General features: G+C 60.3%; 19 protein-coding genes. 4 read left to right on the forward strand and 15 right to left on the reverse strand.

What is annotated here, in order from left to right:
• Positions 1-116 precede the first annotated feature (116 nt).
• Positions 117-986, reverse strand: coding sequence for a phosphorothioated DNA-binding restriction endonuclease (locus tag ABLU73_RS21210; protein ID WP_264924777.1), 870 nt, complete (start codon positions 984-986; stop codon positions 117-119).
• A 179-nt stretch (positions 987-1,165) separates the two neighbouring features.
• Here ABLU73_RS21210 and ABLU73_RS21215 point away from each other — a divergent pair, with 179 nt between their 5' ends.
• The gene (locus ABLU73_RS21215; RefSeq protein WP_264924776.1) at positions 1,166-1,804 is read left to right on the forward strand and encodes an HNH endonuclease; all 639 of its coding nucleotides are present in this window, start codon (positions 1,166-1,168) and stop codon (positions 1,802-1,804) included.
• A gap of 82 nt (positions 1,805-1,886) precedes the next feature.
• Here the strand turns inward: ABLU73_RS21215 and ABLU73_RS21220 are convergent, their stop codons facing one another.
• Both ABLU73_RS21220 and ABLU73_RS21225 read right to left on the reverse strand, forming a co-directional pair.
• On the reverse strand, positions 1,887-3,566 hold the full coding sequence (locus ABLU73_RS21220; RefSeq protein ID WP_080841799.1) for a glycoside hydrolase family 43 protein: 1,680 nt from the start codon (positions 3,564-3,566) through the stop codon (positions 1,887-1,889).
• A 58-nt stretch (positions 3,567-3,624) separates the two neighbouring features.
• Positions 3,625-5,064 (reverse strand): MFS transporter, encoded by a 1,440-nt coding sequence (locus tag ABLU73_RS21225; RefSeq protein ID WP_072206957.1) that lies wholly within the window; start codon positions 5,062-5,064, stop codon positions 3,625-3,627.
• Between the two features lie 426 nt (positions 5,065-5,490).
• Between ABLU73_RS21225 and xylA the strand changes: the two genes are divergently transcribed.
• Positions 5,491-6,810 (forward strand): xylose isomerase, encoded by a 1,320-nt coding sequence (gene xylA / locus ABLU73_RS21230; protein WP_017900971.1) that lies wholly within the window; start codon positions 5,491-5,493, stop codon positions 6,808-6,810.
• Positions 6,811-7,140: 330 nt separating this feature from the next.
• Positions 7,141-8,523 (forward strand): carbohydrate porin, encoded by a 1,383-nt coding sequence (locus tag ABLU73_RS21235; protein ID WP_101994203.1) that lies wholly within the window; start codon positions 7,141-7,143, stop codon positions 8,521-8,523.
• 293 nt (positions 8,524-8,816) lie between these two features.
• Here ABLU73_RS21235 and ABLU73_RS21240 read toward each other — a convergent pair whose 3' ends face one another.
• From ABLU73_RS21240 to ABLU73_RS21285, 10 genes are all read right to left on the reverse strand, one after another.
• Complete coding sequence (locus ABLU73_RS21240) at positions 8,817-9,776, reverse strand: DUF523 and DUF1722 domain-containing protein (protein WP_119620991.1); 960 nt, start codon at positions 9,774-9,776, stop codon at positions 8,817-8,819.
• Positions 9,773-10,324: a DUF3833 domain-containing protein gene (locus tag ABLU73_RS21245; RefSeq protein ID WP_119620992.1), complete on the reverse strand. Its 552-nt coding sequence runs from the start codon at positions 10,322-10,324 to the stop codon at positions 9,773-9,775. Before ABLU73_RS21245 ends, ABLU73_RS21240 begins: the two co-directional genes overlap by 4 nt.
• Positions 10,321-10,845, reverse strand: coding sequence for a hypothetical protein (locus tag ABLU73_RS21250; RefSeq protein ID WP_032412917.1), 525 nt, complete (start codon positions 10,843-10,845; stop codon positions 10,321-10,323). The genes ABLU73_RS21245 and ABLU73_RS21250 overlap by 4 nt, the downstream gene beginning before the upstream one ends.
• The gene (locus ABLU73_RS21255; protein ID WP_023317475.1) at positions 10,842-11,327 is read right to left on the reverse strand and encodes a DUF2878 domain-containing protein; all 486 of its coding nucleotides are present in this window, start codon (positions 11,325-11,327) and stop codon (positions 10,842-10,844) included. The genes ABLU73_RS21250 and ABLU73_RS21255 overlap by 4 nt, the downstream gene beginning before the upstream one ends.
• Positions 11,324-12,544, reverse strand: a complete 1,221-nt coding sequence (locus ABLU73_RS21260; protein ID WP_023319628.1) for a cyclopropane-fatty-acyl-phospholipid synthase family protein — start codon at positions 12,542-12,544, stop codon at positions 11,324-11,326. The genes ABLU73_RS21255 and ABLU73_RS21260 overlap by 4 nt, the downstream gene beginning before the upstream one ends.
• Positions 12,541-13,263, reverse strand: coding sequence for a DUF1365 domain-containing protein (locus ABLU73_RS21265; RefSeq protein ID WP_004888758.1), 723 nt, complete (start codon positions 13,261-13,263; stop codon positions 12,541-12,543). The genes ABLU73_RS21260 and ABLU73_RS21265 overlap by 4 nt, the downstream gene beginning before the upstream one ends.
• 1 nt (position 13,264) lies before the next feature.
• On the reverse strand, positions 13,265-14,524 hold the full coding sequence (locus tag ABLU73_RS21270; protein ID WP_264924799.1) for an FAD-dependent oxidoreductase: 1,260 nt from the start codon (positions 14,522-14,524) through the stop codon (positions 13,265-13,267).
• The gene (locus ABLU73_RS21275) at positions 14,521-15,240 is read right to left on the reverse strand and encodes an SDR family NAD(P)-dependent oxidoreductase (protein WP_023342511.1); all 720 of its coding nucleotides are present in this window, start codon (positions 15,238-15,240) and stop codon (positions 14,521-14,523) included. The genes ABLU73_RS21270 and ABLU73_RS21275 overlap by 4 nt, the downstream gene beginning before the upstream one ends.
• Positions 15,237-15,671: a nuclear transport factor 2 family protein gene (locus ABLU73_RS21280; protein ID WP_016946719.1), complete on the reverse strand. Its 435-nt coding sequence runs from the start codon at positions 15,669-15,671 to the stop codon at positions 15,237-15,239. The genes ABLU73_RS21275 and ABLU73_RS21280 overlap by 4 nt, the downstream gene beginning before the upstream one ends.
• 231 nt (positions 15,672-15,902) lie before the next feature.
• Positions 15,903-16,631 carry a MerR family transcriptional regulator gene (locus ABLU73_RS21285; RefSeq protein ID WP_004206722.1) on the reverse strand — a complete coding sequence of 243 codons (729 nt, stop codon included), beginning with the start codon at positions 16,629-16,631 and terminating at the stop codon, positions 15,903-15,905.
• A 117-nt stretch (positions 16,632-16,748) separates the two neighbouring features.
• Between ABLU73_RS21285 and ABLU73_RS21290 the strand changes: the two genes are divergently transcribed.
• Complete coding sequence (locus tag ABLU73_RS21290; protein WP_002887259.1) at positions 16,749-17,282, forward strand: lipocalin family protein; 534 nt, start codon at positions 16,749-16,751, stop codon at positions 17,280-17,282.
• A gap of 9 nt (positions 17,283-17,291) precedes the next feature.
• Here the strand turns inward: ABLU73_RS21290 and ABLU73_RS21295 are convergent, their stop codons facing one another.
• Both ABLU73_RS21295 and ABLU73_RS21300 read right to left on the reverse strand, forming a co-directional pair.
• On the reverse strand, positions 17,292-17,639 hold the full coding sequence (locus ABLU73_RS21295) for a DUF1294 domain-containing protein (RefSeq protein ID WP_017900888.1): 348 nt from the start codon (positions 17,637-17,639) through the stop codon (positions 17,292-17,294).
• A 72-nt stretch (positions 17,640-17,711) separates the two neighbouring features.
• A complete protein-coding gene (locus ABLU73_RS21300; protein WP_264924798.1) occupies positions 17,712-20,861 on the reverse strand; it encodes a CusA/CzcA family heavy metal efflux RND transporter in 3,150 nt (1,049 codons plus the stop codon).
• Positions 20,862-20,872 lie beyond the last annotated feature (11 nt).

Genomic DNA, 20,872 nt, shown 5'->3' on the forward strand with positions numbered 1-20,872 from the left:
AGTAAGTCTTTTAATCTAACAATGACCAATCATTGATCAACCCCGAAATCCTCTCCGAAACACATTCAAAATCCCTAAACCCTACGCTCAACATTAAACCTCACACACCATCCCCCTCATCCCCTGAACACCTCCCGCCGGTGCCACGCCACAAACCCCTCCTGGGGATAACATTCTTTCCCCTGCGGCAAGGTAATCGGCTTACCATCAAAATCCCAGAACAGCCTGCCAACGATGCCCCCGCCGTTCACCGCCGGCGAAACCTGGATGCGCATATCCTCATCCAGACCAATGGATCCCTTATCAAAAGCCTTATGGTGAATCGCGCAGAGCGCCAGGCCGTTAGGGATTTCGCAGGGGCCGCCGTGCTGCTTCCATTTAATATGGGCCGCTTCCAGGGCGACAGAGGTATTATCATGGCGCATATTGAAGCCGCAGATCGCGCACTCATAGTTATAGGCGCGCAGCACCTGCTGGCGAAAATGCGGGTCGCGCTCTTTACGGATCTGCTGCAGATCAAACCCCATCTCTTCAGCCAGCTCTTCCTGAATACTCTCCGGGAAATGCGCCTCGAGGATCTGATGGGCGAGGGTATTGATCAGCTTCTTATTTCTGTTGAGTAGCGCAAAATGCGGCTCATCAAAGCCGCCGGCGACGTGGCAGAGCTCCAGCTCTTTGCCGGACGGCTGTCGGCTGCCCTGGGTTGAACACTGTTCGCTGTTGTGCAGCTCCCAGAAGCCGTCGCCTTTCAGGCGCCAGAAGGGCATGTCCGGCCGGTACTGGCGGCGCTGCGGGCCAAAGCGTTCCAGCAGGCTATGCAGCTCATCACGTATCTCCGAGGCGTAGTCGAACATCCGCGCATGGCCGCGCTGGTACTGTGAGAGGACGTACAGCAGCAGCAGTGGCTTATGCGGTGCACGCTGTTCGCCTTTGCGCCAGATGGTGATGTTCTCGATCGCGTGTTGCAGGGTCGTGCTGGAGGGCATAGCGTTACATTGGCAGCTAAATAAATGCGATGATGCTCGCAAAATCCTTGCCGATCAACCTACCAGATGCGGCGATTCTACGTGGATCGCTATTTAACTATCACTGCCAGTTATTTGTTCGAAAAGCCCATAGCTTTCTATTTATACTCAAGCTTCGCGCCATCAGATAGCTATGTCTTATGAAAAAACTACCGGACCATTTATCCAAGGAATGCATCATCGCCGCCATTCGCGCTTACGATGCAGGCGTTGCGCATCAGTTTAAAAGCGCGCGTCTGTATGAGATCGAGTTTGAGGGGCGTCGGTATCCTTCAAAAGCCATCGTCGGGTTAGCGGCCACGCTTGAGACGGGGACGGAATTTACCCCGGCGGATTTCAGCGGGGGGATTAAATCCAAATGCGTGCGTCTGTTACTGGAGCAAGGATTTACGATCGCGTCGCAGGGCGCTGGCGATGACGAGGTTGCGCGTTTCCCCGATGAGGGGCAGACGACCATGGAGTACGTGGAAGGGGCGGCGATGCAGGTGGTGGTCAATCGCTATGAGCGCGACCGTCAGGCTCGTCAGGCGGCGCTTCGCCTGCACGGCTGCCAGTGTAAGGTATGCGGTCTGGATATGGCCAGCCGCTATGGCGATATCGGCCAGGGCTTTATCCATATCCACCATCTCATTCCGCTGTCCGGGATAAAGCAGGACTACCGTCTGAACCCAGAAACCGATCTGATCCCGGTATGTCCCAACTGCCATGCAATGCTGCACCGGCGAGATCCGCCGTTTACTCCCGAAGAGCTGAAGGCCCGGCTGCGCCCTGCAGACTGACATCCGACAGCTCTCGCTTTAATTACATCAAACACACCACTAACCCCACGCTACCTTACCGGTAGCGTGGGCTCACACACTGTTACTTATCCCGCGTCTCGCCAGCCTCCCAGCTGTAGCTGCCATCGGCCGCTAACCTATCGCCCAGTTCCTGATACTCGAACTGATAAAACTCAGCCTGGGTGCCGTACCCGGCGTAGTCTACCGCCGCCAGGCCGACGAACGCCCCGGTAAAGAACCCGCCATAGCTCTGCAACACATAGTCATCGGACAGCACTGCGGCATCCAGCTGGACCGGGATCTCGGTGAAGGTCACGCCATCGAAGCTGTATTCATAGCTGTAGGTCTGCTTGCGGACTTTGGTCCGGAACCAGACGTATTCCACGCCGTCCGGCACCTTGATGGCGTTATCTTTCAGGTACGACGTGTATTTTCCGCGGTTATTTTCGCCAACTTCGATGACCTTGCCGTTAATTTCATTCCAGGTCAGGAAGACGAAGCTCCAGTGGCGGTCGTTATAGTAATTCGTTAATCCGGCCATCTGCTGATAGCTGAAGGGCTCGAATTTCACCTTCACCGCGGCGTCAAAATAGAAGGCCTGCCAGCGACGGGCAATCAGCGACAGGTCATGGGTATTGGCTAACGAACCCTGGCCGATTAAGGTTAATTTGCCGTTGCCGGTGGTGCCCATTTTGGCCGTAAACGGCACCCGCAGGGTATTCCAGTTCGGGTCGAGCGCTGGCGACGTAAAGTCATCCTGCTGGCTATTATCGCTGGGGCTTTCGGTGAAGATGGCGTCTTTCGGCCCTTCGACGAAGGTCTTCCCGCCGTGACCGCCTTCAATACGCGGCCAGCCTTCGTCGTCCCAGTACACTTTCTGGATCGAGGTTTCCCGGCCGAGGGTTGACCAGCCGCGCGGGTCGTAGATGGATTCCCCCGGGCGATTCCACGGGCGGGCGCAGAGCGAGGCGTAATACCATTCGCCTTCCGGAGTGGAGACCAGCGCGCCATGGCCCTGTTTCTGGATGTAGCTGTCCGGCGTGTCGACGTTGGTTAAGAACACGTCGCCCGGTTCGGTTTCGAAGCTGTCGGCCTCGAGGGTTTTCGACCGCGCCACCACCTCCTGGTGGGTAAACACGGTGCCGCCCTGGGCGGCAAACAGATAGTAGTAGCCGTTCAGTTTATAGAGGTGCGGCCCCTCGACCAGCGCCACGGCGGTGCCGCGGTAGATGGTGCGCGCGGTTTCCGGCATTAACTTCAGCGTTTTGGTATCTAGCTCCGTTAAGGTAATGCCATCGAAGGGGTGATGGTACTCCCGGTGATCCCAGGTTTGCTGGACGATATATTTCCGGCCATCGTCGTCATGGAACAGCGAGGCGTCAAACCCGACGCCGTTCAGCTTGATCGGGTCGCTCCACGGCCCCCGAATATCCTTCGCGGTGGTCAGGTAGTTGGTCATGTCTTTAAAGGCGCCTTCGGTGACCTTCACATCGGTATACACTAACCAGAATTGCCCATCGGCCCAGGAGAGCGCCGGTGCCCAAATGCCCCCGGAGGAGGGGTTGCCCTTCATGTCCAGCAGGGTGGTGGTGGAGAGCGGCGAAGGCAGCAGGTTCCAGTTTTTCAGGTCTTTCGACTCATGTAAACGCACGCCCGGGAACCACTCAAACGTCGAGTTGGCAATATAGTACGTATCCTCGACGCGAATAATACTGGGGTCGGCATTAAAGCCGCGTAATATCGGGTTTTGAATAAGTGACATTTCATTACACCTTTTAAAATGGAAAGTGACGAATCGGTCTGATTTATAATTTTTTTAACTACACGCGGATCTCATCCAGCTGACGGTTGATGTCGGTAACATGTTTATCGGAGATCGGATAAACCTGCATGATCACCATCGAAATAGCGGCCAGCGCAATCGGGATCCACACCGCGGTCATAATGATCCCGTCGATGGCGCTGGCGCTCTGCACGGCGCCGCTTTCATTAAATCCATACACCGCCAGCAGCCACAGCGGGATAGCGCCGCCGATGGTGAAGCCGATCTTGAAGAAGAGTCCCATAATGGCATTGATAATGGCGGCATTGCGTTTGCCCGATTTTAATTCGCCGTACGCGATAACTTCCGGTACCAGCGCCCACATAAAGCCGGTGGCGGAGGTTAAGCCCCACTGTTTAATAAAGGTGGCGATGTAGGCCAGCCACAGGGCGTCGTGCATCCCTTCGCGGGACCAGACGTAGGTCAGCAGTTCGCCGACGATGAACATGGCGAGGAACAGATGGAAGAAGCCTTTTTTACCAAAGATTTTTTTCAGTTTCGGCCAGAAAATCGGGAAGGCGATGCCGGGAATAGACGCGACGAGACCCACCGCGCCCATCCATTCGGAGTGGCCGACGACGTACTGGTTGAAGAAGCCGTTAACGGTGTTCATAAAGAACATGAAGGTAAAGGCCAGCATAAAGAACATGCCGAGAATAACCAGCGGGCGGTTATGTCTGAGCTCGTGGAAAAGGTCGGTGGTTTTGACGTTGGCGGTCTGCTCGGCGGTCGCGACAACGCGTTCTTTGGTGAATTTATAACAGATAAACAGGGCCACCGCGCCGATGATCATATAGATGGCGTACACGCCGAACCAAGCGTAGTTCGCCGACGGATCGGTATAGTTGCCCAGATTCAGCTCAAGGCCGAAAAAGCCGGTGTCTTTCAGGCTGCGATCTTTCGGCGCCGCCATCTGCACAAACATCGGGAACAGGGTATAGACCAGCAGGTTGGCGCTGTTGGCCAGCATCATACGGGTACTGGTCAGCTTATCGATCGATTCCGGGTCGCGGGTCAGCGACGCATTCAGCGAGCCATAGGGAATATTGACTAAGGAATAAACCAGGTCCAGCGCCAGATAAATAATAAAGGCGAAAGCCACCGAACCTTTCACTCCGGGGATGGGCGCGAACAGTAATGCCGACAGGATCACCAGCGGCACGCCGGCTCGTAACAGCCAGGGACGATATTTCCCTGCCTTCGAGGTTCGTTTATCCACGTAAGTTCCGACCATCGGATCCCAAAACACATTAATGATGCGGACAAAAAGAAAAATAAAGCCTGCCGTTGCCGTGCTGATGGTATTTACCGTCAGCATATGCAAAGCCAGAAAACCCCCAATGGTGCCGAAAACCAGGTTTTGCGCAAAGTCGCCCATGCCATAACCAATTCGTTCTCCGCGGGTTAATTTATGATATTCATCATGCCGACTGTGCATTATGTTTTTACTCATTCTAAGCAGACTCCGGTTTGTTTTGTGTAGGTGAAACACTTTCTGACACAGTTGACCTGGAAGAATCTATTACGTTTTTAAATTAAGTAATTATGTTTTTTTACTTCTGTGATCCTCGAAGCAAAGGCCTGTATCACCTGCGTTGAATCGTTATCCGCCGCTAATTTTCTGCCAGATATGCAATGTGACAAAACCGGCATTTTAATTCGCTATGTTCACCTGAATTCCCCAGGAAGTGTACGCTATACGCGCGCGAAGCGAGATATTTAAAATAGTTTTATTTGCGAGATGGCTCACATTTGAGCATTTTCTTAATCGCTGAGTGAAATAACGTAATTGAGCAACCGACGATGAGAATACACGATGTGTCACAGTTGTTAATTTTCGGCTTCCTCAATTTCGGAGTTCATCATGCAAACTTATTTTGACCAGCTCGAACGCGTTCTTTTTGCCGGACCTAAAACCGATAATCCGCTGGCGTTTCGCCACTATAATCCGGATGAAATCGTGCTGGGAAAACGCATGGCAGATCATCTGCGTTTTGCCGCCTGTTATTGGCATAACTTCTGCTGGAATGGCGCGGATATGTTTGGCGCCGGCTCGTTTGAGCGTCCCTGGCAGGCCGCGGGCGATGCGCTGGAAATGGCCAAACGCAAAGCGGACGTGGCGTTTGAATTTTTCTACAAGCTCAACGTGCCGTATTACTGCTTCCATGATGTCGACGTCTCGCCAGAAGGCGCGTCGCTGAAAGAGTATTTGCATAATTTCGCCGTGATGACCGAAGTGCTGGCGGAGAAACAGCAGCAAACCGGCGTGAAACTGCTGTGGGGCACCGCCAACTGCTTTACCCACCCGCGCTACGGCGCCGGGGCGGCGACCAACCCCGATCCGGAGGTGTTTGCCTGGGCGGCCACGCAGGTGGTGACCGCCATGAACGCCACCCACCAGCTCGGCGGCGAAAACTATGTGCTGTGGGGCGGCCGCGAAGGTTACGAGTCGCTGTTGAATACCGACCTGCGCCAGGAGCGCGAGCAGATTGGCCGCTTCCTGCAGATGGTGGTGGAGCACAAGCATAAGATTGGCTTTGGCGGCACGCTGCTTATCGAGCCGAAACCGCAGGAGCCCACCAAGCATCAATACGATTACGATGTCGCGACGGTGTATGGCTTCCTGAAGCAGTTTGGTCTGGAAAATGAGATCAAGGTGAACATTGAAGCCAACCACGCCACCCTGGCGGGGCACTCTTTCCATCATGAAATCGCCAGCGCCATCGCGCTGGGCATTTTCGGCTCCGTTGATGCCAACCGCGGCGATGCGCAGCTCGGCTGGGATACCGATCAGTTCCCGAACAGCGTGGAAGAAAATACTCTGGTGATGTACGAGATCCTCAAAGCCGGGGGATTCACCACCGGCGGCCTGAACTTTGACGCCAAAGTTCGCCGGCAAAGCACCGACAAATACGACATGTTCTATGGCCATATTGGGGCTATGGACGTGATGGCGCTGTCCCTCAAGCTGGCCGCGCGCATGATTGAGGATGGCAAGCTCGATCGGGCTCTGGCAAAACGCTATGCCGGCTGGCAGGGCGAGCTGGGGCAACAAATTATGGCCGGCCGCATGTCGCTGGATAATATTGCCCGGTACGCTGAGCAGCATAATCTGAATCCGCAGCATCACAGCGGGCGTCAGGAATTACTCGAAAATCTCGTCAATACCTATATCTTTGGTTAAATTTGGCTGATATGCCCCTGCGGGGGCATATATTCCGCCATCTGCCCGCTGCCGGGAAATAGCCTTTATTGGTTCGTGTTGTATTTATGCTGTCTGCGCCGCAAGGCTATCTGTTTGACTGTCTATAGATGAACAATCCGCTGTGCGGATGGTTCTGCTATTGTGCCACCTGTTTAATATTAGTGAAGGAGGAAGAGTCGCGATAATTGTGTAATGCCTCTGTGACCGTACAAAATAAAAAATAACTTGTTCTGATGATAGCGATATATTCTGTCAGCTCAGAATAGGCTGGTTATTGTCTGAATAAAATTAACCTATATTGAGAAACTCATGACAATGATAAAAAAACTTCCATTAACCATGGCGGTTATCGCCGCGTTTTTTCCGCTTACCTCTGTAATGGCGCAAGAATTTACTCAGGAACAGATCGACGCCATCGTCGCCAAAGCCGTTGATAAAGCGCTGGCCGACCGCCAGGCGAAAATCGACGCCGCGGCCGACAAAAAGGTCGACGTGATCACCAACCCGCAGACCACCGCCGCCTCGCCGGATATGGCCATTCCGTTCGGCCTCAAGTTCAGCGGCTACGCCCGCTATGGCGCCCACTTCCAGACCGGCGACCAGAAATATGTCGGAGTCGACGGCTCCTATAACGGCGCCTCGGCGATCGGCCGCCTGGGCAACGAAAGCAACGGCGGCGAATTCCAGATCAGCAAGGCCTTCAAAAGCGCGCAGGGGGCTATCTGGGATCTTAACGTGATGTTCGACCACTGGAGCGACGAGGTTAACCTGAAGAAGGCCTACGTCGGCGTCACCAACGTGCTGGAATCCAACCCCAACGCCTATATCTGGGCCGGCCGCGACTTCCACCAGCGTCCGCAACAGGGGATCAACGACTACTTCTGGATGAACCACGACGGCCAGGGCGCCGGGGTGAAGAACTTTGATATCGGCGGCGTGCAGTTCGACGTGGCGGCGGTCTCGCAGGTGAAATCCTGTAGCCCGGAAGTGATGGCCGATGAAACCAACCCGTCGCGCATCACCTGTACCGGCAGCTCCGACACCGGCGACAACGGCCACTACGCGCTGACCACCAAAACCCACAACATCAAGGCCGGGCCGATCGACGTCGAGGTGTACGCCAACTACGGCTTTGACTCGAAGGCGGTGGACAGCGACGCGCGCCTCGAAGCCTGGCAGGGCGGGCTGGTGCTGAGCCACACCAACGACAGCGGGGTGAACAAGGTGATCCTGCGCTACTCCGACAACTCGGATAACAGCGTCTACAACAAAACCGACGACCTGACCACGGTCTACGCCAGCTTCGAGGGCAGCCATAAGTTCACCCAGCAGGCGCAGGTGGAATATCTGCTGGCCTTCCACGACTACGACAACGGCAGGGACAACACCGACAACCGTAAAAACTACGGCGCCATCGTGCGGCCGATGTACTTCTGGAACGACGTGCACTCCACCTGGCTGGAAGCGGGCTACCAGCGCGTGGACTACGACCAGGGCGGGAATAACCACGGCTGGAAGCTGACGCTGTCGCAGAACATCGCCATCGGCATGGGGCCGGAGTTCCGCCCGATGCTGCGCTTCTACGTGACCGGCGGCCAGGTGGACAATGAGCATACCGCGAAGGTGAACGGCACCCAGGACCAGCAGCTGGATTCGCTGAACGTCGGCGGGATGTTTGAGGCGTGGTTCTGATGCGATAGCGTTGCCGAAGGAGCGTTCCCGGCTGGCGCTACGCTTAGCCGGGCTACGACTGGTGCGCTCCATTTATGCCGGATGGCGGCTGACGCCTTATCCGGTCTACGTTCCTTCCCGCAGGCTCACACACGTAGGCCCGCGCAAGCGCAGCGCCGCCGGGCGGTCAGGCGCCATACCCGCGGTTGCGCCGGATGGCGGCATAAATGCCTTATCCGGCCTACGTTCCTTCCTGCGGGCTCCCCCCCAGGCCCGGCAAGCGTAGCGCCGCCGGGCAGCTGGCCCATCCCCCCTCAGTTCACCGTCAGGCGCAGGGCCAGATCCTGCGGATAGGGGTCAAAATAGTTCTGCGCCTGCAGGTAGCGATCCGGATACTCGGCCAGATAGTGCTTAAGCAGCGTCAGCGGCGCGAGGATCGGCAGCAGCCCGGCGCGATAGTTGAGGATCACCTCCCGCAGCTCGCCGCGCTGGCGGCTGTTCAGCTGGTCGCGGAAATAACCCTGAATATGCATCAGCACGTTGGTGTGGTTTTTCCGCGAGGCGGGCCGCTTGAGGATCGCCATCAGCTTCTCACGGTAGACCTCGAAGAAAGCCTCCAGATCCTCCCATTCATGCAGCGAGGCGACGAACGGGCCGATCTCGCGGTAGCCCGCCTGGTGGTGAGCCAGCAGCTGCAGCTTGTAGCGGCTGTGAAAGGCCAGCAGGCCGTGGCGGGTCAGGCCGCGGGCGCGCAGGGCGTTGAGTTCATGCAGGGCGAAAACGCGCTCGACAAAATTCTCCCGCAGCAGCGGATCGTGCAGCCGGCCATCCTCTTCCACCGGCAGCCACGGGTAGCGCGCGATCAGGGCGCCGGTAAACAGCCCCACGCCTTCCTTACGCCCGCGATTGCCTTTTTCGTCATACAGCCGCACGCGCTCCATCCCGCAGCTCGGCGATTTGGCGCAGACGATAAAGCCCGACAGCTCGCCCAGAGTTGCCAGATGGGCGTTGGCAAAATCGGCCATCTTCTCCGTCACATCCTCGTGCGGGGCGTGGCTGAAGCGCATGCGGATCTCCCCGACCGGAGTCTGCACCAGGCGGAGCGCCGGGCGTGGTACGGGCAGGCCGATCGCCATCTCAGGGCAGACGGGCTTAAACGCCACCCACTGCGCGAGCTCATCCATCACAAAGCCCATACGCTTATGCCCGCCGTCGAATCGCACGGCTGAGCCGGTTAAACATCCGCTGATCCCAATGACAGGTTGCGTGTTCATGGCGCTGTCCTCTCTTCTGCTGTGGTTCGGGTAAAGAAAAGGGTCACGGTGGCGACCGTAATGCCGAATTTCTTCATCTCGGTTTTGTTAAACAAATGGCTGCCGTCCTGCAGGTACATCCAGTCGTCAAAGTGCAGCAGCCACCGGCTGCCGCTGGCCTCGACGTTCATGCTGTAGCGCCAGTGAAAGGCATTGCCTGCCGCCTGGCCGCTGGCCACGCCTTCGATATCCCCGGCGGTGCCCTGATAACGGTTATCGCCGGTGCGGCGAATGCGCCATACCCGCTGCTGCTTCTCGCCATCGTCATAGACAAAGCGCTCATGGAGCGTCAGGGTGTCGCCGACGACGTCGCCATCGATCTCAACATGGAAGCGGCGCAGCTGCTTGCCGTCGCGATCCTGCACCATCCCCCACGCCTCGGTTCGGCCCTGAAAATAGTGAAAGATGTCGAGGGTGGGCTGCTGCTGCCGGTATTCGGTGACCTCGGTACTGCAGCCGGCGAGCATCAGCATCAGCAGCGCCAGGCCAAGGGTCAGAATGCGTTTCATGGAGTACCTCCGATCAACTGCTGACGCAGTTCGGGATAAGTGGTGCGTGGATCGAGCCAGATGGCGAGAAAGCGGGTGCTGAACGCCGCCGACTGGCGCGGGCCGAGCGGGGTAAAGGCGGTCTGTGCGGCGCTGGCGCGGTACCAGAACTGCCCCTCGCCGCCGCGGACCACGAACGCCAGCTGGCTGCCCGGCGCGACGTCCGGCCAGAGCCCCTGCAGCATGCGCAGCCAGGCTTCGCTGCGTGGCTCCTGCTGCAGAATACCCTGCGCCTGCCACTGGTCGCGGGTGGCGTCCACCAGCGCCTCGCGATCGATGTCGCGCTGGTAGGTGATGATCAGCGCCCGATCCTGCTGCGGGCCGTCATACCGACCATTGGGCGTGCGCAGCTGTGAGTGATAGACGGTGAACGGCCCCCAGGTGAGGGTCGCCTCGCCGACGCGGCGCCACGCCAGCCAGTCGGCGGCGTGGGCCGCCGGGGCGAGGACGGTCAGCCATAGCAGTAACAGGGCGAATCTCATTTTTGCCTCCCCATCCCCAGATGGAACAGCAGCATGATCACCAGCCAGCCGCAGGCCATGGCGGCCACAGCAAGCGCCGTCGGCACCAGCAGGGTCATGGCTCCGAGGCGAGCGCCGATCAGGTAGGCCACCGGGCCGCCGAGGGTCGCCGCCGTAGCCAGCACCCAGCCGGGAAGCGTCGCGGCGCGGGTCAGTCGGGTCCAGACGACGGCGAACATCAGCCACAGGGCCACCATCCACAGGGGCAGCAGGCTGTCGCCGGGAAAATCAATCAGCCCCGCCAGCGCCCAGCAGGCGTCAAGCCCGCAGCCCGCCGCGGCCAGCAGCAGGGCGGGCGGACGACTGGCCGCCGGCAACCGCAGCCAGGCGAAGATGGCCAGCGTCAGCCAGATCAGCAGGCCGCGCTCGCGCAACATCACCACCAGCGTCCAGTAAACATCGAACGCGAGGGCCATCAGCAGGTGCTGCGCCGGGCGTGTCATACCCGCTCCGCGGTGAGCTGCACCACGCTGATGGTGCGGGCGTTAAATCCGGCTTCGCAATAGCCGAAGTAGTAGAGCCACATCCGGCGGAAGCGCTCATCAAAGCCGAGCTTTTCAATATCCTGCCAGGCGTGGGTAAAACGCTGCCGCCAGTGCGCCAGGGTGCGGGCATAGTCCGGGCCCATGTCGAACAGGTTGCGCACCACAAAATCGGTATGGCGGGTCATCAGCTCGCTCATTGCCGTGATGCTGGGCAAAAAGCCGCCCGGGAAGATGTAGCGCTGGATAAAATCGACGCTTTTGCTGTAGTCGCGATAGCGCTGATCCTGAATGGTGATCGCCTGCAGGGCCATTTTACCGCCCGGGCGCAGGCGCGCCTGGCAGGTGCGGAAGAAGGCCGGGAGGTAGCGCTGGCCCACCGCCTCAATCATCTCCACCGACACCAGTTTGTCGTACTCGCCGCGCAGATCGCGGTAGTCGCAGAGCAGCACCTCGACGCGATCCTGCAGCCCGGCGCGGGCCATGCGCTCGGTAGCCCAGCGGTGCTGCTCCCGGGAAAGGGTGGTAGTCGTGACCCGGCAACCGTAATGGCGGGCGGCGTATTCGGCCAGCGCCCCCCAGCCGGTGCCAATCTCCAGCAGATGATCGCCGGGGTTGAGCGCCAGCTGGTCGCACAGACGCGCCATCTTGGCCCGCTGGGCCTGGGTCAGATCCTGCTGGTCGTCGGTAAACAGCGCGCTGGAGTAGAGCAGGTCGTCATCCAGAAAGTGGGCATAAAATTCGTTGCCGAGGTCGTAATGGGCTGCAATGTTCTCCCGCGCCTGGGCGCGGGTGTTGCGGCGAGTCCAGTGGCGCAGGCGGGCGACTGGCTTACCCAGCAGACGAAAGCCGCGCTCCAGACGCCCCAGCACCTCGCCGTTGCGCGCGAGGATCTGCAACAGCGCCGTCAGCTGGTGGCTCTCCCAGTCGCCGTCCATCCAGGCCTCGGCCGCCGCGAGACTGCCGCCGGTCAGCAGACGCCAGTACACCTCCGGCGTGCAGACCCGCGCCTCAGCGCGCAGCGCGGCGGCGGGGTCGCCAAAATGAAATGTCTGCGCCCCTTCGCGCACGGTGAGCGAGCCTTCGCGGAGGCCGCTCAACAGACGAAAAAGCAGCCAGCGCGCGAGCCGCACGTTGCGCGGCACATCGGGTTCAAGCGCAAAGACGGGATCGGTCATGAGCGTTCACTCCTGCTGACAGGATGGTTGTACAGCGGCACGCGCTTCAGCCACAGCCGCAGCGCCTGCCAGTAGATGGCGAGGACGGTTTTCAGGGTCATCATCGGCAGACGCAGCAGCAGCCCGCGCAGGTTGGCGCGGGTCAATGGCACGCGGCTCAGGGCCAGCGTGGCGTCGAACACCTTGCTGGCCTGATGGTTTTCAATGTGCATGTGCAGCGTTTTGCCCGGCGCGTTGAAGCGCCAGTGATAGACCATGTCCATCGGGTTAAACGGCGAAACGTGAAAGGCTTTCTCCAGCGGGCGCGCCTGCTGGCCGTCCACCGCGTAGTAATGACGCTCATTCCATGGCGTGTTGCGCACTTCGGCCAGCACCCAGCGCAGGGTGTCGGCCTCGTCATAGCAGTAGTAAAAGTTGACCGGATTAAAATGGAAGCCGAAGTAGCGCAGCTGGGTCAGGAGCATCACGCGGCCCGCCGGGCGGCAGCCGGTCAGGCTCTCCAGCCGGTTCAGCGCCTGAGCCTTCAGTGGCGCGCCCAGCGGATAATCGGCGTCGTACCAGGCGGCGGCGGCCAGGCGGTTGCGACGGATGCCCGCCTCAGGCAGCCTGTCCAGTTCGTCGAGGTCGAGCCAGGCCATAAACAGGCGGTAGACGAAGTGGTGCGCCTTCGGCTGCAGGCGACGGTGGCGCAGGACGCCCTGATAGAGGCAGCTGTTCATTTCAGTTGTCCTCCGCCGCGGCGATGCCCTGCACCACGTCGAGCGCACTGCGTACCCCGTCCTCATGAAAGCCGTTGTACCAGTAGGCCCCGCAGTACCAGCTCCGCTGCTGGCCGTTAATCTCTTCGCGCCGCAGCTGGGCCGACCAGCTTTGCGGGTTAAACAGCGGATGCTCATAGACGAAGCGCTGCCAGACAAAGCGATCGTCCACCGGCGCGTCCGGGTTCAGAGTGACGCAGAACAGGGGGGCGCCCGCAGGCAGCCCCTGGAGAATATTCATGTTGTAGGTGACGCAGGCCCGGGCCCGATCCCCGTCGCTCAGGCGATAGTTCCAGCTGGCCCAGGCGCGCTGGCGCTCCGGCAGCCAGCGCGGATCGCTGTGCAGCACCACCTCGTTGCGCTGCCAGCCGATATCCCCCAGCACCTCACGCTCGGCGTCGGTGGGCGCCGCCAGCATCGCCAGCGCCTGCGCGGAGTGGCAGGCGAAGATCACCTGGTCAAAATGCGCCTCCCCGGACGCCAGCCGCAGGATAACTCCCGCCGGGTGACGGTCCACCTGCTGCACCGGCGCGTTGAGCCGCAGGTCCAGGCGATCGCCGAGCCTGGCAAGCAGGGCGCGGACGTATTCCCGGGAACCGCCGGGCACCACGTACCATTGCGGACGATCGCGAATATCCAGCAGACCGTGGTTCTCAAAGAAGCGCAAAAACAGCGGTAGCGGGAAGCGGCGCATCTCCTGCAGCGACGACGACCAGATGGCCGCCCCCATCGGCAGGATATAGTGGCGGGCGAAGAAGGGGCTAAAACGGTGGCGGGAGAGGAAGTTCTCCAGCGTCGCGCCCGGATCCAGCGCCTCGGTCAGCGCCAGTTTTGCCAGCCGGTTGAAGCGGACGATCTCGCTCAGCAGCCCCCAGAAGGCCGGCTTCAGCAGATTGCGTCGCTGGGCGAAGAGCGAGGTCAGGCTGTGGCCGTTGTACTCCAGGCCGCTGACTGGGTTGTGGACCGAGAAGCTCATCTGCGTTTTTTGCCCGTCGATCCCCAGCTCGCTGAGCAGGCCCATAAAGCGCGGATAGGTGCGATCGTTGTAGACGATAAATCCGGTATCGATGGCCCAGGTGCCCTGCGGCGTGGCGACATCCACGGTGGCGGTGTGGCCGCCCGGCGTGGCGCCCGCTTCGAACAGCGTCACCTGATGGTGTCCGGCCAGCCGCCAGGCGCAGGTCAGCCCGGCGATGCCGCTGCCGATGATGGCGATGTTCATGAGCGCACCATCCTGCGCAACAGCAGGCGCTGCATACCTGACGGCAGGCTGGCCAGCAGCCGCAGGGCCAGGCTGAAACCGGTGGGGAAGGCGATGTGGTTTTTTCCCTTCGCCAGGCCGTGACGGATCGCCGCCACTGCCCGATCCACGCTCACCCGGCCGGGCATGGCAAAGTCGTTTTTGCGCGTCAGCGGGGTGTCGACGAAGCCTGGAGAGACCACCGTGACGGCGACCCCTTTCGGCTCCCAGTCAAGACGCAGGCTGTTGGCAAACCAGGTCAGCGCCGCCTTGGAGGCGCCATAGGCTTCCGCGCGCGGGAAGGGCAGCCAGTGCGCCATGGAGCTGACCAGCACCACCCGATCGCCAGCCTCCAGCTGCGTCTGCAGCGCCGCCAGGCAGTTCACCGGCCCAAGGAAGTTGGTGGCCATCACCCGCTCCACGAGGGCGGCATCCACCTGTCCGTGATCGAGGTATTCGCAGGTGCCGGCGCAGAGAATGATCAGGTCGGCAAAACAGCCCGTCAGCGCCTGGCGACAGGCGTCCCTGTCTGTCATATCGAACAGGCGCGCGCTGATGTTGGGGCTGAACTGCTGCAGCGCCGTCAGGCGCGACGCATCGCGCCCGCAGGCGATGACCAGGTGGCCATCCGTCGCGAAGGATTTCGCCAGGCCGGCGCCAATTCCGGAGCTGGCGCCGGTGATAAGCACCGTCATCATGAGCGCACCCTCCGTTTCACGCCGCGTACCGCCCAGCCCAGCAGGGGAAGATGCTCGTAGATCATCTCCCCGGCGTCGTAGTAGTCGCGTTGATGGAGAATCTGCTCCCCGGCGATGTCCACCACCGAGCAGCCCGGCAGGGCCAGCGTTTCTCCGCCGGCAATGCGCGGATGCGACCAGTGCATGGTCCAGGTCACGGCGAACCGCTGACCGTCGCAGAGCGGCGTGTCGATGGTGAACCGGCACTGCTCTACGTTGGCCAGCAGATGGGTAAAGTAGCGCTGGATGGCAAACAGCCCCTGGTGCTGACCAAAAGGATCGCTCAGCGTCGCGTCCGGATGGTACAGCGCGGCCAGCGCCGAGGGCGGCTGCGCATCCAGCCCGGCGTAGTACTCAACGAAACGACGAATCACGGACGGCGAGGTGCTCATGGATCACATCCTGGCTAAACACGGTGGCGTAATGGCATACTTAAAACTTACACAAATAAAATTATTTGTCCAAGTTTGTGGAAAAATATATTTTATTTATGTTAAAAATCATTTGGTTATGATTGGTGTTTTAAAGGGTGAAAATCACGCGTGGCGCAAAGGGCAAGCGTGCGCCCGCCGCGCCACCGGGCGCTGGCGGAACAGAGCGTGGAGGTAAGTGAAAACAGGGGGTTAGAGCGGGATCACCTCGAGGGAGACGACCTGCTGCTGCCAGAGTTCGATCTGCCTCTGACGAGCGGCGGAGAGTTTGCCGCTGGTGACCAGCAGCCAGTTGCGCTGGGGAAAAATCTCCGGCGCCAGGGCGGCAGGAGGCACCGGCAGGACGTCGATGCGATGACCCTGGCCGGTACGCTTGAGCGCCTCAAGCCAGATTTCGCAGGCGTCGGTCAGGTGCCAGCCGGTGATCAGAAAGTTATCCCCGGGCGCCTTCTTATCGCCTTCGAGGCAAAACGAGGTGTAGGCGATGATGATGCCGTCGAGGATTTCGCGCAGGGTCATGATGGCCGGTACGTTGGCGGAGACCTGGCTGCGCAGCGGACGCAGCACCTCGGTCACCAGCTCCTGACGCGGATATTCGCGCCCGGCATCGTAGATAAGCTGGCGCAGGGACTCGATTTTTCCCTCTTTCAGCCGCTGCAGCATGGTCTCCTGCAGCGTCAGCCAGTTGTTGGTGCGCCGCGCGCCGGGGCGCGACAGCAGGGGCTTCACCTGGCTAACCGGCACCCCTTTTTTCACCCAGTCGAGGATCTTCAGCGCCTGCTGGACGTCGTCATCGCTGTACAGACGGTGTCCACCATCGGTGCGCAGCGGCTTAAGCAGGCCGTAGCGGCGCTGCCAGGCGCGAAGCGTGGTCGCATTTATCCCGCAAAGTCGGGCAAATTCGCCGATGGAGTAAGGCATGGAGGCCACCTGTTAACAAAGAATATTCTCAATATACTACGAATCACGTCGGCTGGCGTGAAGTGTAGCGGCTTTGCACTACACTTTCCCCCAACCGCGTAAATGAAAGGAGTTCTCATGAAGCTATGGCCTGTTGTCACTGGCGTCGCTATCGCGTTGACCCTCGTGGCCTGCAAATCGCCCACCCCGCCGAAGGGCGTACAGCCGATTAGCGGGTTTGACGCCAGCCGTTATCTTGGAAAATGGTATGAGGTCGCTCGCCTGGAGAATCGCTTCGAGCGAGGCCTGGAGCAGGTGACCGCCACCTACGGCGCCCGCAGCGACGGGGGGATCAGCGTCGTCAATCGCGGTTATGACCCGGTTAAAAAACGCTGGAATGAAAGCGACGGGAAAGCCTATTTCACCGGCGCCCCCACCACCGCGGCGCTGAAGGTGTCTTTCTTCGGACCATTCTACGGCGGCTATAACGTTATCCGTCTGGACGACGACTACCAGTACGCGCTGGTCAGCGGCCCCAACCGCGACTATCTCTGGATCCTGTCGCGCACCCCCACCATTCCGGCGGCGGTGAAGCAGGATTACCTGAATACCGCGCGCGAGCTGGGCTTTGACGTCGATCGCCTGGTGTGGATCCGCCAGACGCCGCGCTAGCCTCGCCCCTTAGCGGCTGAGCAGGTGGGTATAAACCACGTACAGCCCGGCCAGCGCCGCCACGTTCAGCGCCACGCTGATGAAAAACCACGTCCGGAAGGGCTGCTTTTGCGTTTTATGACGAAAGCACTGCTGGCCGAGGATGGCCCCCGGCCAGCCTCCCACCAGGCCCAGCACCAGCAGCGTGGTTTCCGGTACCCGGCGCCAGGCTTTGCGTGCCGCCAGCTTGTCGGCGCCATAGATAAGCCATGTCAGAAGGCTGCTCAGTAAAAACCACATCGCCAGCGGGTAGGGCAGCAGGGCGCTGCCCACGGCGGTGAGCAGCAGCAGGGAATAACATACCAGGTTCAGATTCATAGAGACGTTCACGCCGGCCAGAAGAATGGCGCCACTATAGCCAATTTCCCGGACCGGCGTAAACGCGGCGGGCTATCGGCCGCGCTTGCCCCGATGCCGGGACAGCCACATCATCTTATAAGCCGCCGGAATAATAAACAGTGACAGCAGCGGGGCGGTGATCATTCCGCCAATCATCGGCGCGGCGATGCGGCTCATCACCTCCGACCCGGCGCCGGTGCCCCACAAAATCGGCAACAGGCCGGCGATAATCACCGCCACGGTCATCGCCTTCGGCCGCACGCGCAGCACCGCCCCCTGATACAGCGCCTCGTCGAGCTTCTCGACGCTGAAGGTACGCGGGTTCTCCAGCGATGGCTCGGCCTCGATGGCGTGGCGCAGGTACATCAGCATCACCACGCCAAACTCCGCGGCCACCCCGGCCAGGGCGATAAAGCCGGTGCCGGTGGCTACCGACAGATGGAACCCCATCCAGTAGAGGAACCAGATCCCGCCCACAAGGGCGAACGGCACGCTGGCGATGATCAGCAGCGCCTCGCCGACGCGGCGGAACGCCAGGTACAGCAGCACAAAGATAATCATCAGCGTCATCGGCACCATCAGCTTCAGCTTCTGATTGGCGCGCTCCAGCAGCTCGAACTGCCCGGAATACGACACGCTGATGCCCGGCTTCAGCTTCACCGCTTTGCCGATGGCCTGCTGCAGATCGTGCACCACTGACACCATGTCACGGTCTCGGGCGTCGATGTAGATCCAGCTGGTGGGGCGGGCGTTCTCGGTCTTCAGCATCGATGGCCCGCTGACCACCTTCACCTCGGCGATGTCGCCGAGGACGATCTGCTGCTTCAGCGGGGTGAGAATCGGCAGCTGGCGCAGGGTCTGCGGGCTGTCGCGATAGCTCTGCGGGTAGCGGATGTTGATCGGATAGCGCTCGACGCCCTCCACCGTTTCGCCGACCATCGCCCCGCCGATAGCGGACGAGACGAACAGCTGCACGTCGCCGACGGTCATGCCGTAGCGGGCCGCCTTCTCACGCTGGATATCAATGTCGAGGTAGCGCCCGCCCACCAGCCGCTCGGCTAATGCTGACGTAACCCCCGGCACGCTGCGCGCCACCACCTCAATTTGCCCGGCGATGGCGTCGATATCGGCCAGGTTAGTGCCGGAAACCTTAATGCCAATCGGGCTCTTGATGCCGGTGGAGAGCATGTCGATGCGGTTGCGGATCGGCGGCACCCACAGGTTCGCCAGCCCCGGCAGGCGCACGGTCTTGTCCAGTTCGTCGACGATCTTCTCCAGGGTCATCCCCGGCCGCCACTGATCCTGCGGCTTGAGCTGAATGGTGGTCTCCACCATCTCCAGCGGCGCGGAGTCGGTAGCGGTGTCTGCCTTACCCGTTTTGCCGAACACCCGCGCCACCTCCGGCACCGTCATGATCAGCTTGTCGGTCTTCTGCAGCATATCCGCCGCCTGCGAGGCGGAGATCCCCGGCAGCGTTGACGGCATATACAGCAGATCGCCCTCGTTGATCTGCGGCAGAAACTCGCCGCCGACCCGGTTAAGCGGCCAGACAACCGTCAGGATCGACAGGAGCGCGATCAGCAGGGTGGTCTTCGGCCAGTGCAGCACCTTCAGCAGCAGCGGATGATAAATGCGGATCAAAAAGCGGTTCAGCGGGTTGCTGCTCTCCGCCGGGATCCTGCCGCGGATCCAGAAGCCCATCAGGATCGGGATCACCATGATCGCCAGCAGCGCCGCCCCGGCCATCGACCAGGTTTTGGTGAAGGCCAGCGGGCCGAACAGTTTGCCCTCCTGGCCTTCGAGGGTGAAAATGGGGATAAACGACAGGGTGATGATCAGCAGGCTGATAAACAGCGCCGGGCCAACCTCCACCGAGGCGTCGGTAATGATTTTCCAGCGCCTGTCGTTACCGAGCTTCTCTCCCGGATGCTGATGCGCCCACTCCTCCAGCCGCTTGTGGGCGTTCTCAATCATCACGATGGCGGCATCGACCATCGCTCCCACCGCAATGGCGATCCCGCCCAGCGACATGATGTTGGCGTTGAGTCCCTGGAAATGCATCATGATAAAGGCGAAGCACAGGCCGAGCGGCAGGGAGATAATCGCCACCAGCGCCGAGCGTACGTGCCACAGGAACAGGGCGCAGACCAGGGCGACGACGATAAACTCTTCCAGCAGTTTGTGGCTGAGGTTGTCGATGGCGCGGTCGATAAGCTGGCTGCGGTCGTAGGTGGTGACGACTTCAACCCCTTCCGGCAGGCTGCTTTGCAGCGACGCCAGTTTTTCTTTGACCGCCGAGATCGCTTCCCGGGCGTTCTTGCCGGAGCGCAGGATCACCACCCCGCCGGCCACTTCGCCTTCGCCGTTCAGTTCGGCGATACCGCGGCGCATCTCCGGGCCGACCTGTACCCGCGCGACGTCGCCGAGATACACCGGCACGCCGGTGTCACCGGTTTTCAGCACAATGTTTTTGAAGTCGTCGAGGGTCTGCAGATAGCCGCTGGCGCGCACCATATATTCGGCTTCCGCCAGTTCGACCGAAGAGCCGCCCGCCTCCTGATTAGAGGCGTCCAGCGCCGATTTCACCTCGCCGAGGCTGATGCCGTACTGGGTCAGCTTCATCGGGTCGACGACAATCTGGTACTCCTTGACCACGCCGCCCACCGACGCCACTTCTGAGACGTTAGGAATGGTTTTCAGCTCGTATTTTAAGAACCAGTCCTGCAGGGAGCGCAGTTCGGCGAGATCGTGCTTGCCGCTGCGGTCGACCAGCGCGTACTCGAAGACCCAGCCGACGCCGGTGGCATCCGGGCCCATTTCGGCGCTCACCCCGGCGGGCAGTTTGCCCTGTACCTGGTTGAGATACTCCAGCACCCGTGAGCGCGCCCAGTAAGGATCGGTGCCGTCTTCAAAAATCACATACACATAAGAGTCGCCAAACTGCGAGAAGCCGCGCACCGTTCTGGCGCCGGGCACCGACAGCATGGTGGTGGTTAGCGGCCAGGTGACCTGGTTTTCGACGATCTGCGGCGCCTGTCCCGGGTAGCTGGTTTTGACAATCACCTGTACGTCGGAGAGATCCGGCAGGGCGTCCACCGGCGTATGGACGATGGTCCAGGTCCCCCAGAGGCTGAGAAACAGCGCGCCCATCATCACCAGGAAGCGGTTGGCCACCGAGCGGCGGATAATCCATTCAATCATGGTTCCTTTCC

The organism is Klebsiella sp. GG_Kp175 (assembly GCF_040062325.1).
Taxonomy (GTDB): domain Bacteria; phylum Pseudomonadota; class Gammaproteobacteria; order Enterobacterales; family Enterobacteriaceae; genus Klebsiella; species Klebsiella quasipneumoniae.

Bases quoted from the DNA above. Each gene is read 5' to 3' on its own strand.
- ABLU73_RS21255 (WP_023317475.1), bottom strand. From the start codon at position 11,327: ATGACACGCCCGGCGCAGCACCTGCTGATGGCCCTCGCGTTCGATGTT.
- ABLU73_RS21245 (WP_119620992.1), bottom strand. From the start codon at position 10,324: ATGAAACGCATTCTGACCCTTGGCCTGGCGCTGCTGATGCTGATGCTC.
- ABLU73_RS21260 (WP_023319628.1), bottom strand. From the start codon at position 12,544: ATGACCGATCCCGTCTTTGCGCTTGAACCCGATGTGCCGCGCAACGTG.
- ABLU73_RS21220 (WP_080841799.1), bottom strand. From the start codon at position 3,566: ATGTCACTTATTCAAAACCCGATATTACGCGGCTTTAATGCCGACCCC.
- ABLU73_RS21285 (WP_004206722.1), bottom strand. From the start codon at position 16,631: ATGCCTTACTCCATCGGCGAATTTGCCCGACTTTGCGGGATAAATGCG.
- ABLU73_RS21215 (WP_264924776.1), top strand. From the start codon at position 1,166: ATGAAAAAACTACCGGACCATTTATCCAAGGAATGCATCATCGCCGCC.
- ABLU73_RS21240 (WP_119620991.1), bottom strand. From the start codon at position 9,776: ATGAACACGCAACCTGTCATTGGGATCAGCGGATGTTTAACCGGCTCA.
- ABLU73_RS21280 (WP_016946719.1), bottom strand. From the start codon at position 15,671: ATGAGCACCTCGCCGTCCGTGATTCGTCGTTTCGTTGAGTACTACGCC.
- ABLU73_RS21300 (WP_264924798.1), bottom strand. From the start codon at position 20,861: ATGATTGAATGGATTATCCGCCGCTCGGTGGCCAACCGCTTCCTGGTG.
- ABLU73_RS21295 (WP_017900888.1), bottom strand. From the start codon at position 17,639: ATGAATCTGAACCTGGTATGTTATTCCCTGCTGCTGCTCACCGCCGTG.
- ABLU73_RS21275 (WP_023342511.1), bottom strand. From the start codon at position 15,240: ATGATGACGGTGCTTATCACCGGCGCCAGCTCCGGAATTGGCGCCGGC.
- xylA (WP_017900971.1), top strand. From the start codon at position 5,491: ATGCAAACTTATTTTGACCAGCTCGAACGCGTTCTTTTTGCCGGACCT.
- ABLU73_RS21250 (WP_032412917.1), bottom strand. From the start codon at position 10,845: ATGAGATTCGCCCTGTTACTGCTATGGCTGACCGTCCTCGCCCCGGCG.
- ABLU73_RS21225 (WP_072206957.1), bottom strand. From the start codon at position 5,064: ATGCACAGTCGGCATGATGAATATCATAAATTAACCCGCGGAGAACGA.
- ABLU73_RS21210 (WP_264924777.1), bottom strand. From the start codon at position 986: ATGCCCTCCAGCACGACCCTGCAACACGCGATCGAGAACATCACCATC.
- ABLU73_RS21265 (WP_004888758.1), bottom strand. From the start codon at position 13,263: ATGAACAGCTGCCTCTATCAGGGCGTCCTGCGCCACCGTCGCCTGCAG.
- ABLU73_RS21270 (WP_264924799.1), bottom strand. From the start codon at position 14,524: ATGAACATCGCCATCATCGGCAGCGGCATCGCCGGGCTGACCTGCGCC.
- ABLU73_RS21235 (WP_101994203.1), top strand. From the start codon at position 7,141: ATGACAATGATAAAAAAACTTCCATTAACCATGGCGGTTATCGCCGCG.
- ABLU73_RS21290 (WP_002887259.1), top strand. From the start codon at position 16,749: ATGAAGCTATGGCCTGTTGTCACTGGCGTCGCTATCGCGTTGACCCTC.